The sequence below is a fragment of the Picosynechococcus sp. PCC 11901 genome, from assembly GCF_005577135.1.
Taxonomy (GTDB): domain Bacteria; phylum Cyanobacteriota; class Cyanobacteriia; order Cyanobacteriales; family MRBY01; genus MRBY01.
Genome location: NZ_CP040360.1, coordinates 2,889,963 through 2,906,048 on the forward strand (window position 1 = coordinate 2,889,963; position 16,086 = coordinate 2,906,048).

16 protein-coding genes are annotated in these 16,086 nt (G+C 51.1%); 12 read left to right on the top strand and 4 right to left on the bottom strand.

Annotated elements, in window-relative coordinates:
• Positions 1-44: 44 nt before the first annotated feature.
• Complete coding sequence (locus FEK30_RS14970; RefSeq protein WP_065716821.1) at positions 45-980, top strand: AEC family transporter; 936 nt, start codon at positions 45-47, stop codon at positions 978-980.
• Here the strand turns inward: FEK30_RS14970 and aroC are convergent.
• Positions 977-2,071, bottom strand: a complete 1,095-nt coding sequence (aroC, locus tag FEK30_RS14975; protein ID WP_138073617.1) for a chorismate synthase — start codon at positions 2,069-2,071, stop codon at positions 977-979. The two genes, FEK30_RS14970 and aroC, sit on opposite strands and share 4 nt — an antisense overlap.
• 197 nt (positions 2,072-2,268) lie before the next feature.
• Between aroC and FEK30_RS14980 the strand changes: the two genes are divergently transcribed.
• Complete coding sequence (locus tag FEK30_RS14980) at positions 2,269-3,297, top strand: ABC transporter permease (protein WP_138073618.1); 1,029 nt, start codon at positions 2,269-2,271, stop codon at positions 3,295-3,297.
• Here the strand turns inward: FEK30_RS14980 and FEK30_RS14985 are convergent, their stop codons facing one another.
• The gene (locus tag FEK30_RS14985) at positions 3,298-4,161 is read right to left on the bottom strand and encodes an energy-coupling factor transporter transmembrane component T family protein (RefSeq protein ID WP_138073619.1); all 864 of its coding nucleotides are present in this window, start codon (positions 4,159-4,161) and stop codon (positions 3,298-3,300) included.
• A gap of 131 nt (positions 4,162-4,292) precedes the next feature.
• On the opposite strand from FEK30_RS14985, the gene FEK30_RS14990 reads away from it, so the two are divergent.
• The gene (locus FEK30_RS14990) at positions 4,293-5,144 is read left to right on the top strand and encodes a universal stress protein (RefSeq protein WP_065711086.1); all 852 of its coding nucleotides are present in this window, start codon (positions 4,293-4,295) and stop codon (positions 5,142-5,144) included.
• 93 nt (positions 5,145-5,237) lie between these two features.
• Here FEK30_RS14990 and psbM read toward each other — a convergent pair whose 3' ends face one another.
• Together psbM and FEK30_RS15000 are read right to left on the bottom strand one after the other, a co-directional pair.
• Positions 5,238-5,342, bottom strand: a complete 105-nt coding sequence (psbM, locus tag FEK30_RS14995) for a photosystem II reaction center protein PsbM (RefSeq protein WP_012307751.1) — start codon at positions 5,340-5,342, stop codon at positions 5,238-5,240.
• A 132-nt stretch (positions 5,343-5,474) separates the two neighbouring features.
• Positions 5,475-5,771, bottom strand: a complete 297-nt coding sequence (locus tag FEK30_RS15000) for a 2Fe-2S iron-sulfur cluster-binding protein (RefSeq protein WP_012307752.1) — start codon at positions 5,769-5,771, stop codon at positions 5,475-5,477.
• 172 nt (positions 5,772-5,943) lie between these two features.
• Here FEK30_RS15000 and FEK30_RS15005 point away from each other — a divergent pair, with 172 nt between their 5' ends.
• From FEK30_RS15005 to FEK30_RS15045, 9 genes are all read left to right on the top strand, one after another.
• Positions 5,944-7,914, top strand: coding sequence for an FAD-dependent monooxygenase family protein (locus tag FEK30_RS15005; protein WP_138073620.1), 1,971 nt, complete (start codon positions 5,944-5,946; stop codon positions 7,912-7,914).
• Between the two features lie 39 nt (positions 7,915-7,953).
• Complete coding sequence (locus FEK30_RS15010) at positions 7,954-8,694, top strand: HAD family hydrolase (protein ID WP_030006614.1); 741 nt, start codon at positions 7,954-7,956, stop codon at positions 8,692-8,694.
• Between the two features lie 5 nt (positions 8,695-8,699).
• Positions 8,700-9,746, top strand: a complete 1,047-nt coding sequence (locus tag FEK30_RS15015) for a metallophosphoesterase family protein (protein WP_138073621.1) — start codon at positions 8,700-8,702, stop codon at positions 9,744-9,746.
• Positions 9,747-9,821: 75 nt separating this feature from the next.
• Complete coding sequence (locus FEK30_RS15020) at positions 9,822-10,022, top strand: hypothetical protein (RefSeq protein ID WP_012307757.1); 201 nt, start codon at positions 9,822-9,824, stop codon at positions 10,020-10,022.
• A gap of 79 nt (positions 10,023-10,101) precedes the next feature.
• Complete coding sequence (locus tag FEK30_RS15025) at positions 10,102-10,674, top strand: Uma2 family endonuclease (protein ID WP_138073622.1); 573 nt, start codon at positions 10,102-10,104, stop codon at positions 10,672-10,674.
• Between the two features lie 161 nt (positions 10,675-10,835).
• A complete protein-coding gene (locus tag FEK30_RS15030) occupies positions 10,836-11,660 on the top strand; it encodes a tetratricopeptide repeat protein (RefSeq protein ID WP_041443935.1) in 825 nt (274 codons plus the stop codon).
• 107 nt (positions 11,661-11,767) lie between these two features.
• Complete coding sequence (gene dnaK / locus FEK30_RS15035) at positions 11,768-14,026, top strand: molecular chaperone DnaK (protein ID WP_012307760.1); 2,259 nt, start codon at positions 11,768-11,770, stop codon at positions 14,024-14,026.
• Positions 14,027-14,124: 98 nt separating this feature from the next.
• Positions 14,125-15,072, top strand: coding sequence for a DnaJ C-terminal domain-containing protein (locus tag FEK30_RS15040; protein ID WP_030006610.1), 948 nt, complete (start codon positions 14,125-14,127; stop codon positions 15,070-15,072).
• Between the two features lie 9 nt (positions 15,073-15,081).
• Positions 15,082-16,011: an RluA family pseudouridine synthase gene (locus FEK30_RS15045; RefSeq protein ID WP_138073623.1), complete on the top strand. Its 930-nt coding sequence runs from the start codon at positions 15,082-15,084 to the stop codon at positions 16,009-16,011.
• Positions 16,012-16,086 lie beyond the last annotated feature (75 nt).

Sequence of the window (16,086 nt, forward strand, 5' to 3'; positions counted from 1 at the left end):
CATCTGGTGTTAGGCTCAAACAAGGATCAAAGGTTAGGGACTTTATGGCAGAATTGCTGCTGCAATTGGCGCTCATCTACGGCAAGTTGGGGCTAGGCATTGGGGGCGGTTGGCTCCTGGGGAAATATCTTCCTGCATCCCTGGGGCGCAATCTGGGCAAAGGTCTGTTTTGGTTTGGCATTCCCTTGAGTGTGTTTGGCTTTGTGCGCCAGGTGGATTTGACAGGCACTCTCTGGTTTGCGCCGGTCGTTGCTTGGTTGGCAATGGGACTCTGTTTTGGGGTGGCTTGGCTCTGGTTGCGTTACCGTACCCCCGATTTATCGCTCCCCTCCCAGGGCAGTTTCCTGTTGGTTTCAAGCATTGGCAATACGGGCTATCTGGGCTATCCGATTAGTTTGGCGATCGCCGGGCCAGAAACCTTTGCCTGGGCTTTGTTCTACGACTTACTGGGCAGTCTGTTGTGGGGCTATGGGGTCGGGGTGATGGTGGCCACCTACTACGGCCAGGGGGAAAATCAAACTTGGGGGACGCGCCTGAAAAATATGGGTACCCAGGTGGGCATCAACCCCTCCCTCTGGAGTTTGGTGTTGGGGTTGGCCTGTAAGCCGCTCGTTTTTCCGGAACCTTTGGAATGGAGTTTAGAAATCGCTTCCTGGGTAGTCATTGGTTTGGCGATCATCTTGATCGGGATGCGCCTGGGGGAATTGGAACCGGGGCAAGAAATACCGCCAGTGCGCAGTAGTCTTTTGATCAAAATGGCGATCGCCCCGTTTCTGTTCGGTTTGATTTTGCCCTTTTTTAACCTGCCTAACGTCATTTGCCTGGTGCTGGTGTTGCAGATCGCGATGCCGCCCGCCTTTGCCACCCTGATCGTCAGCGAAACCTATGCCCTCGATCGCCAGTTAGCCGTCAGTTCCCTGGCCACTGGCACGCTACTTTTGTTGGGAACGCTACCCATTTGGCTCTTGTGGTTTCGTTAGCTGAGTGTGCGACATTGCCCTTGGTGCCGCAAGAGATGATCACACAGCACGAGGGCGACCATCGCTTCCACCATCGGTACGGCACGGGGTAACACGCAGGGATCATGGCGGCCTTTCGCGGCGAGGGTTGCTTCTTCACCGGCTCGTGTGGCTGTCTGTTGTTCTTTCCCAATGGTTGCGGTGGGTTTAAAGGCGACCCGCAGGACAATGTTTTCGCCGTTGGAAATGCCCCCTTGGATACCCCCAGAACGGTTGGTTTTAGTGCGGATCTGACCCTGGTCATCCACGGTAAATTCATCGTTGTGTTCTTGGCCCGTGAGCAAAGTGCCCGCAAAGCCAGAACCAATTTCAAAACCTTTGCTGGCTGGGAGCGACATGGCCCCTTTGGCTAAATCTGCTTCGAGCTTATCAAATACAGGCATCCCCAAACCGACGGGCACCTTGCGGGCCACACATTCAACCACCCCCCCGATGGAATCCTTTTGCTTGCGAATCTCATCGATCAGGGTAATCATTTTTTCCGCCGCCACCGCATCGGGACAACGAACAATATTGCTTTCTACTTGCGCAAGGGTGACTTGATTTGGGTCAATATCAACGGCTTCACAGTCTTTGATGCGCTTGACATAGCCGATAATTTCTACCCCGGCCACCTGCTGGAGGATTTTTTTGGCGATCGCCCCCGCTGCCACCCGACCGATAGTTTCCCTTGCCGAAGAGCGACCACCCCCTTCATAGTTGCGAATGCCATACTTCGCATCGTAGGTAAAATCCGCGTGGGAAGGGCGATATTTTTCCTTCATCTCCGAATAATCCTTGGAGCGTTGATCTTTATTGCGCACCAAAATTGAAATCGGAGTTCCCGTTGTTTTTCCCTCAAAGACCCCAGACATAATTTCACAGCGGTCGGCTTCGTTCCGGGGGGTTGTAATGCGACTTTGGCCCGGACGACGGCGGTCTAATTCCGCCTGGATTTCCGCTTCAGAAATTTCCACGAGGGGCGGACAACCATCAATCACGACGCCAACGCCACCCCCATGGGATTCACCGTAGGTTGTAATCCGAAATAAATGTCCGAAGCTGTTGCCCATAGGTCTGATCGCAATGATGAAAGAGAAAAATTTGTGCCGAAATTTCAGAAAATTTCGAGACTGTATTGTAACCCAGTTCCCCAACCCTACCGCCTGTCATGACGTTAATTCCCCTCACTAGCCCAGAATAATTTTCTTGAGGAACGACCGCAGTTTCCTATAATTTTTCCAGTTCTATCTCTCCCCACCCATTGCCCATGGCTTCCCGTAGTAAAGCTCTCCAATACTACATCTTGGTGCGTCTGCTCCTGGCTCCCTTGATGTTGTTAACCATTATCACCGTCGTCTTCTTACTACTCCGGGCGACCCCAGGCGATCCTGCTGATGCAATCCTCGGCAACCGTGCCCCTGAAGCGACCAAGGCCCTACTCCGGGAACAACTAGGCTTAGATCTGCCCCTCTGGTTACAGTATGTCCGTTACCTCGGTAGCCTATTGCAATTTGACTTGGGGACATCCCTCACCAGTCGCGGCTTACCGGTGTGGGAGGTGATTCAGCAGCATTTTCCCGCAACCGTAGAATTAACCTTGTTTGGCATGATTGTTGCGGTGGTGGTGGGGGCTGGCGTGGGGATGATTGCAGCCTCCCGCCAAGGCACTTGGTTTGATGTGGGCGGGCGATTATTTGGGATTATCACCTACGCACTGCCTTTGTTCTGGATGGGAATGGTGGTGCAACTCATTTTTTCGGTGCAGTTGGGGTGGTTTCCCCTGGGGACACGCTTTCCGTTGGATGTGCCCCCACCACCGGCCTTGTCCGGTCTCTATACCCTCGATAGTCTGCTCACGGGAAGTTTTTTGCAGCTCAGAACGGCTTTGTATTATTTGGTGTTGCCCTGTTGTACCTTGGGAATCCTCTTGAGTGGTATTTTTGAGCGCATTGTGCGGGTCAATTTGCGGCAAACGTTGCAGTCAGACTATGTGGAAGCGGCGCGGGCCAGGGGCATTCCGGAACGAAAAATTCTCTGGAACCACGCCTTGAAAAATGCTCTGATTCCAGTGATCACGGTCTTGGGGCTTACCTTTGCAGCCTTGTTGGGAGGAGCCGTCCTTACGGAAGTGACATTTTCTTGGCCGGGTTTAGGGAATCGTCTTTATGAGGCAATTTCCTTGCGGGATTATCCAACGGTCCAGGGGATTATGGTGTTTTTCGGGGCGATTGTGGTGGTAGTCAGTCTGGTGATTGATATTGTGAATGCGTTGATCGACCCACGGATTCGCTACTAACTAGCCCCAGAGGAAGCGCAATGACCAAAAGGGCAGCAGCAACACAAGGATCAGCCAATCCAAACGGTGGAAGCGCAGTTGATGCCAACGGACAAGGTGCTGGTTTGGACTGGTGAAGCCCCGGATATCCATCGCCGTCGCCATTTGTTCGGCTCGCATTAGAAGATTTTCGAGGAGTTTTTCGGAGACCATCAGCCACAGCTGGGCACTCTGTTTGAACCCTAGGGTCTTCCAGGCGATCGCCCTTGTGCGGACTGAACGCGTTAAATTCTGAATTTCCTCTAACACAAGGGGAATAAACCGGAGCGAGAGGGTCAGGGTGAGCAAAATTTCTGTCACCGGAACCTTGAGTCGGCGCAGTGGCCCCAGGAGAAACTCTAAACCCGTGGTAATTTCTTCCGCTGCCGTGGTCAACAGATACAGATTGGTGCTGTAGAGCAACGTGAAAATTTGTGTACTGAGCTTAATGCCGAGATCGAGTTTGAGGCGCGTGACGGAGATAAATTTAAACTGCCACACCACATATTCATAGTTTTGCTGAATATCTAGATCCTCTGCCGGTAAACGGGGCTGATGATCAAGCACCAAGCCATCGGGGGTGATTAACGTCACCCCAAACAACACCAAACAAAAAATCAACAGCAACCCCATCTGCTGTTTCCAGACCCGCAGGGGAATTAATGCCGTTAGGGTGATCGCGATTAATAATCCCACCAAACCCAAGCGCCACAGGTTGTTCGCCAAAATCGGCCCAATCAAAAAACTCATCAACCAAGCGAGTTTCACCCGGGGGTCTAGTCGGTGGAGCCAGGTTTGGGGCTGCTCCAGATATAACCCAATGGGCAGCGATCGCATCAAATCCATCGTGGTGAAAATTCCGTAAAAAAATCAACTTCCATTATGTAATAAGCCTTAAAATTTCCCGCCCTCAGAAGGGAGTATGCTGGATCCTAGGGATAAAAGCCCATTTGAAAAACCCCGTTAACAGTCGTCCCATGATTAGAAAAATTCTCTTCGCTGATTCTGGCACTGGGCAAGTCCAGGATATGTTGAAAAACTTGCTCAAGCTCCCTGCCTTCAAAGACACTAGCATTAATATTCTCCATGTTGTGAAGGAAGAGCTGACTCCCGACATCGAACAAAAAGGCTACGAAACCGGTGGTAAGCTCCTCGCCCAAGCGATCCAAGACCTCAAGCTCGATCCTGGCAACGTCAACACCATCCTGCGCCAAGGGGATCCTAAAGACGTGGTCTGCAAAGTCGCCGATGAGATTGATGCCGACCTAATTTTGATGGGCTCCCGGGGACTCAAACGGCTACAGTCGATCCTCGCTAATTCTGTGAGTCAATACGTCTTCCAGCTCACCAACCGGCCGATGCTCCTGGTTAAGGATGACATCTATGTGCGCACGGTCAAAAAAGTTATGGTCGCTATCGATAAGTCCGATGCGGCGATGTATGGTTTGGATTTAGCCCTGCAAATGCTGCGGGACTATAGTGGCTGCGAACTGCTACTCCTGCGGGTTAACCCTGATCTGCCAGGGAATCTTTCCCTTTCCCAAGCAGAAATGGACGCGAATCCGGCCCTCGCTCCAGCGATTCAACGGGCTAAACAAATGGGCATTGCGTACAAAACGTTAGTCGTTGGGGGTCGTCCTGGGGCCACAATCTGCAATGTCGCCAAAGACCAAAACATTGACTTGTTAATCCTAGGTTCCCCAGACCGCCGTCCTTCCATTGCTAAGAGTATGCCTGACCTGGATCGCTTACTGGGCACGTCTCTATCGGACTATGTGCGGGTAAATGCGCCTTGTCCTGTGCTCTTAGCTCGGACTGATGCCAGCTAAAAAGAAAATCAATTCACAGCCATAAAAAAGGGGGCGATCGCCAAGGATCTGTCCCCCATTGTTTTTTATCGTGTTTTTTTAAAATGGTTTTTCTTAGGAAGCCGTTTTGTTGGTCTGGATATAAAGGATCAACAAAAAAACGGTGGGTACGAGTACAAAAAGAATCGTTGCAATGAAACCGAGATCGTTAACTTGCATTGAATAATCGCCTCTTCATCGAGCTAGATCACAATGATATCAAGAATATCACCTCTAGCTCCTTACCAGGGGCGATCGCCACGGGGATTCCCAAAGAATATCTTCCTAAACAAAAAACCAAAGAGGCTGCCCTTAGGGTTTGGTTTTTACAACAACATCCCCATGGGCCAAGGTTTGGCAAGCAAGGCGATAGCTGGGGGGCTTACGCTTGAGACGCCGCTTCTCAAAATCAGTCTTGGGCGACAGGTTTTCCATCCCCTCCAGAATCTCGACAATGCAGGTTCCGCATTGGCCAACACCACCGCAATTCATCAATTTTCCGCCGAAAGTGTACAAATCCACGCCATTTTGCAGGGCTTTTTCCCGTAAATTTGCACCATCTGCCGCAATCACGTCCTTATTTGCCGGAACGTAGGTGATATTAGCCATGAACCCTCCTGTGTTGAATAAATGATCAATTCTATTTTAACAAGGTTAAGTTTTTATAAGAAAAATTACGAACCCAACGCTGTTTTCTCGATCCTAAGGCCTTTCCCTTGGGCAAATCAAAGCGGGTATGATAATCCAGAGTGACATCACCCCTCACCCATCTGTAATTTCCATGGAAGAACTGCTTTATCTCGAAGTCCCTACCCCCGACACTGACAAAGTTTGCCATTGGCTACAGACCAGTTGGCAACCCCGACACGGAGAGAAGCAGCAGACCCCCACTGGCATTCGCCTAGTCGCCAATGGGGCCGAACTCTCGATTTTCACCTGGAATGTGCAGCGTACCACCTACTTAAAAGTATTTGCCTGGGCGTCAGGATTTCCCCAGCCCCAGAGTCTTTGTCGCCAACTCAAATCAGATTTAGAACAGGCTTTCCCCAATCAGTACCCAGCCCCCCCTGAAATTCAGCCAGGCCAATCCATTTTTGACGCTTTGGCCGCAGATTATCCGAAAACAGTCGAATATTTCCAGAAATTTCCCCAGGGAGAGTTTGACTTGCAGCGGGCCTATTGGTGGGAAAAGCGTTGGCGGGAAACGGTGAAAAATCCCCAAGCGCCCCAACCCGTTATTTTTGAAAAAAATCAGCCCGCCGATCCCCAGTTCGCCCAATATGACTTGGTTTACATTGGTGGCGCTTTAGGGGTGATCCATGCTGCCGTTATGGCACGACTGGGTTACAAGGTGTTGCTAATTGAGCGGTTGCCCTTTGGGCGGATGAACCGGGAGTGGAATATTTCCCGCAGTGAACTCCAAAGCCTGATTAATCTGGGCTTGTTTGATGAAACAGAAATTGAAACCTTAGTTGCCCGTGAATATAAAAATGGGTTTAACAAGTTTTTCGATGGGAATAATCCATCCCACCTCAAGGCGAATATTCTCTACACGCCGACGGTGCTGAATATTGCCGTAGCTTCGGAACTGTTGCTCGAAAAATGTGGTGAAAAATTACGGGCTGCTGGGGGCGAAATTTGGGATCAGACGGAATTTATCCGGGCAGATATTGGCCGGGAACGGGCGCAGATTTTCACGAAATCATTGGCGACCGGGGAAGAAAAAATTGTTCAGGCGCGACTGCTGATGGATGCGATGGGGACGGCTTCTCCCATTGCGGCGCAGTTGAATCAGGGACGTCCTTTTGATAGCGTTTGTCCGACGGTGGGAGCCGTGGTGAAGGGGTTTGACCCGGCGGTGTGGGATAGCGAATATGGGGATGTTTTAAATTCCCATGGGGATATTTCCCGGGGCAGACAGTTAATTTGGGAGTTGTTTCCGGGTCAGGGGGACGAGATGACGATTTATCTGTTCCATTACCACGAGGTAAACCCGGAGAATCCGGGGTCTTTGTTGGAAATGTACGAAGACTTTTTCAGTATTTTGCCGGAGTACCGCCGCTGTGACATGGCACAACTCACCTTTGAGAAGGCGACGTTTGGTTATATTCCGGGTTATTTCAATGTGGGCGCAGGCGATCGCCAAGTGGCCTTTGATCGACTCCTCGCCATTGGGGATGCGGCCTCTTTGCAATCGCCCTTGGTCTTTACGGGGTTTGGTTCCCTGGTGCGCAATTTAGACCGTCTGACAAAGCTGCTGGATATTGCCCTCCAAAAAGATCTCCTCGACCAGCAGAATTTGAGCAAGATCCGCGCCTACCAAAGTAATATTGCGGTGACTTGGCTCTTTTCTAAGGGGATGATGGTGCCGACGGGGATGAAGTTACCACCCCAACGGATCAATGCCATGTTGAATACCTTCTTTGGGCTTTTAGCAGATTCCTCCCCAGAGGTGGCCGAGACCTTTATTAAAGACCGCACCAGTTGGCTAATGTTCAATAAGCTGGCCCTGGTTGCCGCCCGCCAAAACCCGGCTTTAATTATGTGGATTTGGCAAATGGCTGGGGCGAAGGATTTTATCCGCTGGGTCGGTGCTTATTTTGCCTTTAGTTTTGATGCGGTGTTGAGTCTACTGTTGATGGGTTGGTTACCCCAGTGGCTCGAAAACTCAGAAGCTTGGCTATCGGAAAAATACCCTTCCCTCTGGCTGAGTCTGCTCAGTTTAAAATATCGGCTCACCGTCGGCACCTAAAATGTTATTGACCTTGGCAACGGATTAGCGGCATTTACGATGATTACAGTGCAAGTGGGCGATCGCCTTTTTGAAAATATTACGGGGATCATTTTTGATAAAGATGGCACCCTCGCCGACTCCCAAAACTACCTGCGGGAACTGGCCCAAAAGCGCGCCCGGTTGATCGATGCCCAAATTCCTGGGGTGGGAGAACCGCTCCTGATGGCCTTTGGGATGGTGGATGGAGTGCTTGACCCGACGGGCTTAATGGCGGTGGGCAGTCACCCAGAAAATGCGATCGCCGCCGCTGCCTACATTGCCGAAACGGGGCGCAGTTGGTTTGAAGCCCTTGACATTGCCAAAAAAGCCTTTGCCGAAGCAGAAGAAATCCTTGGCGATCGCAGCGACACATCTCCGCTGTTTACCGGCAGCCTAGAGGTGCTGAAATTTTGCCATGATGCCGGGTTGAAGCTAGGCATTCTTTCCATGGACAGCACCGCCAACGTGGAAATTTTCGTCAAAACTTACCAGTTGCAAGACTATATTCAGCTAAAAATGGGCGCAGAATTTGGCCTCAAACCCGATCCAGCCTTATTTTTACAAGCCTGTGCAACCTTAGGCACTGAGCCACGTCAAACCCTAATGATTGGCGATGCCCCAGGGGATATTCAAATGGCCAAGGCGGCAGGGGCCGCGGGCACCGTGGGAATTTGTTGGGGAGATGCCACCCAAGCTCACCTAGAAACAGCGGATGTGGCGATCGCCAACCTCGATGAAGTGAAAATTTTGCGGGGCTAAAACCAATGCACGGGAATCGACGACAGTTTTTAACCTATGGGGGCTTGGCCCTAGGGAGTTTACTTATTTCGCGTGGGATTATTGCAAAATCTCAGGCGATCGCTAATCCTGTACCAACTGCACTCAATGCAGGAGAGACGCGCCTGGTGGTGATTAGCGACCTGAACAGCGCCTATGGTTCCACGGATTATCTGTCCCAAGTGAAACGGGCGATCGCCTTGATTCCCGATTGGCAACCGGATCTAGTGCTCTGTGCGGGCGATATGGTCGCAGGCCAAAAAAGTAGCCTCACCCCAGCCCAGCTCGCCGCCATGTGGCAAGCCTTTGAACGATACATTGCCCAACCCCTACGCCAAGCAAACATTCCCTTCGCCTTTACCCTGGGGAACCACGATGCTTCCGGCTCCCTGCGTGATGGACAATACACCTTTGCCGCAGATCGTCAGGCGGCCAGTCAATATTGGCGCAACCCTGCCCATACCCCGACCCTAGACTTTGTTGACCGTCGTCATTTCCCTTTCTATTACAGCTTTACCCAAAACAATATTTTTTATTCTGTGTGGGATGCTTCCACCGCCCGCATTAGTCCAGCACAGTTGGCTTGGATCGAAGCCAGTCTCGCCAGTGACCAAGCCCAACGGAGTCGTTTACGGTTCGCCCTAGGGCATTTATCCCTCTATCCTGTCGCTTCGGGGAGCCGCTCAGAACCAGGAAATTATCTCCATGACGGCGATCGCCTCCAGACGCTGCTCGAAAAATACAACGTCCACACCTACATCAGCGGTCACCAACACGCCTATTATCCGGCTCACCGGGGGCAATTGGAACTGCTCCATACTGGTGCTTTAGGAGATGGGCCGCGTTCTCTAGTTCAAGGCAATCTTTCCCCCTACCGGAGCCTTACGATAATTGATATTCCCAGGGGCGGCACAAACTTGCGCTACACCACCTACAACATGGATCGCCTGACTGTGGTTGATCACGGCACTTTACCCGGCAGTTTGAATACTCCGAGGGGACATTTGCAACGCCGCGATCTGCGGGCCACTTGAGCAAGATTTCTGGCGATCGCCAACCTGGATGCGCTAAAAATTACCTAGACTGTCGGGATTTGAGGAGAAAAACAAATGCAAGTTTGGTTAACGAGTGTTGTCGTCCTGTTTATCGCAGTGCAAATTTTTCAGCTAATCAAAGGATTTTTTGTGCCCTTGCCTTTCTACATTTTGGGGGGCGCTTTTTTGGCGATCGCCTCCAACTATGACAAAGGCATCATGACCGTCTTCAAATCAAAGGAATCACCCGACGACCAAAGCAACACCAAATCCTAATCGCTAAGGCAATCTGCGCGAAAAACTTATGTTAGCTTGAAGGCAAGGCAAGCGGTAAAGCCCCAGGTGAGAAAAAACCATGACCCCACAAACATTGGCAAAACCCATTTCCCCCGAAGCCTATTTAGCCCAAGAAGAACAGGCAAGCGATCGCCACGAATATATCCAAGGAGTGATTAAACCTATGGCTGGTGGGACACCTATTCACAATGAAGTTAGTGGCAATGTATATATTGCTTTAAAACTAAGGCTCAAAAAAAGTCCCTATCGAGTTTTTCACGTTGATCAGCGACTCTGGATTCCCTCCCAGCAAATTTATACCTATCCCGATGTGATGGTCACTGGCAAGCCCTTGGTGTTGCAGGAGGGGCGAAAAGATACCGTTTTAAATGCCTGCCTCATTGCCGAAGTGCTTTCCCCTGCGACAAAAAACTATGACCGCAGCGAAAAGTTCCATTACTATCGCTCTATCCCAGAGTTTCAAGACTATCTGCTCATCGAACCGGAGCAGTTATTTGTGGAGCATTACCATCGCCAAGGCCCGAAACAATGGAGCCTCACGGAATACACGGCCATTGATGAAATGATTCACCTTGTTTCCATCGACTGCGATCTGGCCCTGGCCGACATTTACGAAGACATCGAATTGTAATTTTGCTTATTCGCCATGGCAAATGTGTGGGAATGCGGTAAGTTAGGCGATCGCCACCAATCATCAAACTAATGCAAAGTCTTAAGGACGGGAACTTAACGCTGTCATAGCCCTCTAAGATGGAACTAGGTAACTATGCGCAGCCCCGAACGAAAATTCCCATGAACAGCAGCACCCCTTGGATCCTTTTGGGAACAGTCCTCCTCCTCGGCTCCGGCACCCCCGGACTGTCCCAGACCGCCCCTGAAACAAGCAATAACGCCGCCAACGCGATCCAACGGTATAACGCAGGGGTTGATGCCCTCACCCAAGGGAATTTTGAGGGGGCGATCGCCGAATTTTCAGCGGCCATTAACCTCGACGAATCTGACCCCGACGCCTACTACAATCGCGGCTACAGCTACCATGTCCTGGGGGAATACCAGGCGGCCTACGATGACTATAGCCAGGCGATCCAGCTCAAACCCGAATTTGCCGACGCCTACGGGAACCGCTGTTACGCCGCCTATTTGCTCGACAACTATGAACAGGCGATCGCCGATTGTGACCAAGCGATTATCCTCAAAAATAACAATCCAGATTTTTTCATTAACCGGGGCAACGCCTACGACGATCTCGCGCTCCAGGCCCGCAACGCCAACCAAACCGAACTCGCCAACGGTTACCATGCCAAGGCGATCGCCGACTACAATGCAGCCCTGACCCTCCGGCCCAACTATTTCAAGGCTTACTACAATCGCGCCCTGGCCCACAACCGTTTTGAAAATCACACTGCCGCCCTCCAGGACTACACCGCTAGCATTACTGGCAATCCTGAATTCGCCGAAGCCTACTACAACCGCGCCATTACCCACTACAAACTCGATAATCTCGAACAGGCGATCGCCGATATGACCCAAGCCGTCTCCCTTTTCGAGCAGCAAAACCAAGCCACAAACCAAACCCAAGCCCTCAAAATTCTCGAAAGCCTCCAAGGTCAGCTCTGAAATTCCCCAATCGCTCCGATAAAATAAAGGGCAAATATTGTTAACAATCGTGGCGCAACCTAATATATATAGATTGTCGGGCCACACCAAGGAGAATCAAAAAACGCATGGGTAGAGTAGTCGGCATCGATCTAGGAACCACAAATTCCGTCGTTGCAGTGATGGAAGGCGGCAAACCCCTTGTCATTGCAAATTCCGAAGGAGCCAGAACCACCCCCTCCGTCGTTGGCTTTAACAAAGATGGCGAACTCCTCGTCGGCCAAATGGCGCGCCGTCAAGCCGTACTCAACCCCCAAAACACCTACTACGGCGTCAAACGTTTCATGGGTCGCCGCTACAGCGAACTCACCCCCGAATCCAAACAAGTCCCCTATACCATTCGCCGCACCGAAACCGATACCGTCAAAATTCGTTGTCCCCGTCTCCGCCAAGAATTCGCCCCCGAAGAAATTTCTGCCAAAATTATTCGCCGCCTTGCCGACGAAGCCGAACGTTACCTCGGTGAACCCGTCACAGGCGCCGTGATCACCGTACCCGCCTACTTCAACGATGCCCAACGCCAGGCAACCCGTGATGCCGGACGTATTGCCGGCCTCGAAGTCCTGCGGATTATCAACGAACCCACCGCCGCCGCCCTTGCCTATGGCCTAGAACAACAAGGCAGTTCCTCGATTCTGGTCTTTGACCTGGGGGGCGGGACCTTCGATGTCTCCGTCCTAGAAGTGGGCGATGGCGTTTTTGAAGTGAAAGCCACCAGTGGCGATACCCAGCTTGGTGGGAACGATTTCGATAAAAAAATTGTTGATTGGCTCGCTGAAAAATTCCTCGAAGCGGAAAATATTGATCTGCGCAAAGACCGCCAATCCCTCCAACGACTCACGGAAGCTGCCGAAAAAGCCAAAATTGAACTGTCTGGGGTCACCGTCACTGAAATCAATCTTCCCTTTATTACCGCCACCGAGGAAGGCCCGAAGCACCTCGAAACCCAACTCGACCGTGCCACCTTTGAGAGCCTTTGCGGAGAATTGATCAGTCGTTTGCGTCGCCCCATTAAACGCGCCCTCCAGGATGCAGGCATTAGCCCTGTGCAAATTCGAGAAGTAGTTCTTGTAGGGGGGTCTACCCGTATTCCTCTCGTGCAGGGTCTCGTGCGGAGTTTCATTGACCGCGAACCCAATCAAAACGTCAACCCCGATGAAGTAGTGGCAGTGGGGGCAGCGATCCAAGCGGGGATCCTCGGTGGAGAAGTCAAAGACATTTTGCTCCTTGATGTAACGCCTCTGTCCTTAGGGCTAGAAACCATTGGTGGTGTGACGAAAAAGTTGATTCCCCGGAATACGACCATTCCGGTGCGGCGTTCAGATATTTTTTCGACGGGAGAAAATAACCAAACCGTCGTCGAGATTCATGTGGTTCAGGGGGAACGGGAAATGGCCCAGGGGAATAAATCCCTCGGTCGTTTTAAGTTAACGGGAATTCCGCCAGCGCCCCGTGGGATTCCCCAGGTGCAGGTGTCCTTTGATATTGATGCAAACGGTATTTTGCAGGTGTCGGCGCGGGATAAAACCACCGGACGGGAACAGAGCATTACGATCCAGGGTTCTTCGACGTTAACGGACAGTGAAGTGAACCGGATGATGCGGGATGCAGAGCAATTTGCCCAAGAGGATCGAGAGCGACGGGAGAAGGTTGAAAAACGGAACCGGGCCAAAGCCTTAACGGATCAAGCCCAACGCAGATTGAAGGAAGTCACCCTTGATTTTGGTAGTCAGTTTGCGAGTTATTATCGTCGCCGCATTGAGAGTTTGTCCCAGGAAATTTTAGAGAGCCTCAAACAAAATGACGATCGCCGTTTGGATCGCGCCCAGGCAGATTTACAGGATGCGTTGTATGAGCTTAACCGCGAGGTACGCCTCCAGTATGACCAAGGGGAAGATGATTCTTTCTTTGACACGATTAAGAAAACCTTGATCGGTGATGATGAGGATGATCTGTACTATGATTCCCGTTCTAACTACCGACCAGGGGCTGGCTACCCACCCCAGCGGGGCTATGATGCGCCACCCCCCCAACGCAACTATGACTATGCCCCCCGGCCACCCCAAAGACCGCAACCGACCCGCAATTATGACTATGGGGCTGCCCAACCGCGCCAAAATTATGGGGGCGATCGCCCACTAGATGACCGCTATGGGAATGGTACTGCCCCCCGTCGTCCCGTGGAACCGCCCGCTTCTCGCCCACCCCGGCCTACCAGTCGCGATCCCTACGAACAACGGAACGTCTCCCGCAAGTATTACAGCCAAGGCCAAGGGCGCAATATCCCCTACGAAAATGATTGGGACGAGGACGATGAATGGTTCTAGACAGTTGTTTTACTTCGTAATTCCGGCATAATAAACATCACATCTGGGAACAGTGCGCCATTATCTAAGGAGAGAATTCCTCACTCTGTCGCCTAAATATGAACAATTTGCGTAACTATTATGAAATTTTAGGCGTTCCTCGTAATGCCTCTAGTGATGAGATTAAGCGCTCCTTTCGACGGTTAGCGCGGCGCTATCATCCGGATGTCAACCCAGGGGATAAGGTAGCAGAAGAAAAGTTTAAGGATCTCAACGAGGCCTACGAAGTGCTGTCCGATGATGGGCGGCGATCGCAGTATGACCAGTTCACCCGGGCCATGGGGGGAAAATACAGTCGCCCTGGTTTTAACCGCACCAATCGACCCCAGCGCAACGATTTTAGCCAGTTCGCCAATATTGGCAGTGTTAATCCCTTTGGGCCGAAAGACCGACAGCAGACCACCGCCCGGGTCCGGAGCAATAGCTACGAAGATTTTCGCCCCGGCACCACAAAAACAACCAAAGTGGCTACCCCAAAATCCCCTGCTAAACGGGATGTGGAAGCACGTCTCACTCTGCCCCTAGAGAAAGCCTATCGGGGGGGACGGGAACGGATTCGCCTCGAAGATGGGCGATCGCTCGAAGTTGATATGCCGCCCCACATGGTCGATGGCCAGCGCATTCGGTTGCGTAATCAGGGTATCAATGGCGGTAACTTATATCTCAAAATTACTGTGGCCCCCCATCCTTTCTTTGAAGTGCAAGGCGCTGATATTTACTGTCAAGTGCCCCTCAGCCCCAGCGAAGCTATTTTGGGTGGTTCCATCGAAATTCCGACCATTGACGGCTTAGTAAAAATGACTGTGCCCAAGGGGGTTAAACCGGGTCAGCGATTGCGGTTGGCAAATAAAGGGTATCCCCGTAGTTCCGGCTCTCGTGGTGATCAACTGGTAGAAGTCCAGCTTGTTTTACCACCAGAAATTACCGAAGAAGAGCGGGCTTTGTACGAAAAATTACGGGAAGTCGAAAGTTTTAATCCCCGCAAAAATATTTATCAGTATTCGTAAATTTGTAAAATGCTCAATCAAGGCTGGGTCTACCGGGATCGCGTGAAGCCCTCCCAAGCGGGCCTAGCGGTCTTGGATTTTTATGCAGAATTTTATCGCCATTCAACGCGACAAGAATGGGCGAAACGAATTGAAAATCAACAAATTTTTGTAGACGGCAAACCGGCCACTGCCACACAACGTTTAGCAAAGAATCAACGGCTAGAGTATCATCGCCCCCCTTGGGAAGAGCCAGATGTGCCGTTAAATTTCCAAATTTTGCACCAAGACCCCCATTTTTGGATCATCGATAAACCAGCGGGTTTACCGGTGCTGCCCGCGGGAAATTTTTTAGAAAATACGTTGTTAGCGCAACTCAAAAGGCAATTTCCTGACGAAACACCAGTGCCGATTCATCGCTTGGGACGGGGGACTTCTGGGTTGATGATCCTGGGGCGATCGCCTTTGGGGCGACAATCCCTAACACGCCAATTACGAGAACATCAAATCACAAAAATTTATCGGGCCGTCATTCCAGCAGGCGATTATCCTGATCAAATCACCATCACCACGCCCATCGGCAAAATCTGTCATCCTAGTCTGGGGAAAATCTTTGCCGCCACAGCAGATGGTTTATCCGCCCATAGTGAAATGCGAGTTCTAGAACGTCTAGCAAAAGTTTCACGGGTTGAGGTGCAAATTTTCACTGGACGCCCCCATCAAATTCGGATTCACATGGCAGCGATGGGCTTTCCCCTGGTCGGCGATCGCCTTTATCTTCCAGGGGGCTTACCGGCTATTTACGAAGATGCCAATCACAGTCCTTTGCCAGGGGATTGCGGTTATTCTCTTAATGCTTATTACCTAAAGTTTCAACATCCCCACCAGAAAAAACAAATTGACTTCTTCTCTAATCTCAAGCTCTCTAGTTCTTTAGAGGATGTCGGCCAAAGGTATTGAAAATAACTTTTAAAGCTTTATAAATTTCAAATATTATCAGCTCTCTTTTCTTGTTCTAATTAATATTAGAACGGA

Bases quoted from the DNA above. Each gene is read 5' to 3' on its own strand.
- FEK30_RS14970 (WP_065716821.1), top strand. From the start codon at position 45: ATGGCAGAATTGCTGCTGCAATTGGCGCTCATCTACGGCAAGTTGGGG.
- aroC (WP_138073617.1), bottom strand. From the start codon at position 2,071: ATGGGCAACAGCTTCGGACATTTATTTCGGATTACAACCTACGGTGAA.
- FEK30_RS14980 (WP_138073618.1), top strand. From the start codon at position 2,269: ATGGCTTCCCGTAGTAAAGCTCTCCAATACTACATCTTGGTGCGTCTG.
- FEK30_RS14985 (WP_138073619.1), bottom strand. From the start codon at position 4,161: ATGGATTTGATGCGATCGCTGCCCATTGGGTTATATCTGGAGCAGCCC.
- FEK30_RS14990 (WP_065711086.1), top strand. From the start codon at position 4,293: ATGATTAGAAAAATTCTCTTCGCTGATTCTGGCACTGGGCAAGTCCAG.
- psbM (WP_012307751.1), bottom strand. From the start codon at position 5,342: ATGCAAGTTAACGATCTCGGTTTCATTGCAACGATTCTTTTTGTACTC.
- FEK30_RS15000 (WP_012307752.1), bottom strand. From the start codon at position 5,771: ATGGCTAATATCACCTACGTTCCGGCAAATAAGGACGTGATTGCGGCA.
- FEK30_RS15005 (WP_138073620.1), top strand. From the start codon at position 5,944: ATGGAAGAACTGCTTTATCTCGAAGTCCCTACCCCCGACACTGACAAA.
- FEK30_RS15010 (WP_030006614.1), top strand. From the start codon at position 7,954: ATGATTACAGTGCAAGTGGGCGATCGCCTTTTTGAAAATATTACGGGG.
- FEK30_RS15015 (WP_138073621.1), top strand. From the start codon at position 8,700: ATGCACGGGAATCGACGACAGTTTTTAACCTATGGGGGCTTGGCCCTA.
- FEK30_RS15020 (WP_012307757.1), top strand. From the start codon at position 9,822: ATGCAAGTTTGGTTAACGAGTGTTGTCGTCCTGTTTATCGCAGTGCAA.
- FEK30_RS15025 (WP_138073622.1), top strand. From the start codon at position 10,102: ATGACCCCACAAACATTGGCAAAACCCATTTCCCCCGAAGCCTATTTA.
- FEK30_RS15030 (WP_041443935.1), top strand. From the start codon at position 10,836: ATGAACAGCAGCACCCCTTGGATCCTTTTGGGAACAGTCCTCCTCCTC.
- dnaK (WP_012307760.1), top strand. From the start codon at position 11,768: ATGGGTAGAGTAGTCGGCATCGATCTAGGAACCACAAATTCCGTCGTT.
- FEK30_RS15040 (WP_030006610.1), top strand. From the start codon at position 14,125: ATGAACAATTTGCGTAACTATTATGAAATTTTAGGCGTTCCTCGTAAT.
- FEK30_RS15045 (WP_138073623.1), top strand. From the start codon at position 15,082: ATGCTCAATCAAGGCTGGGTCTACCGGGATCGCGTGAAGCCCTCCCAA.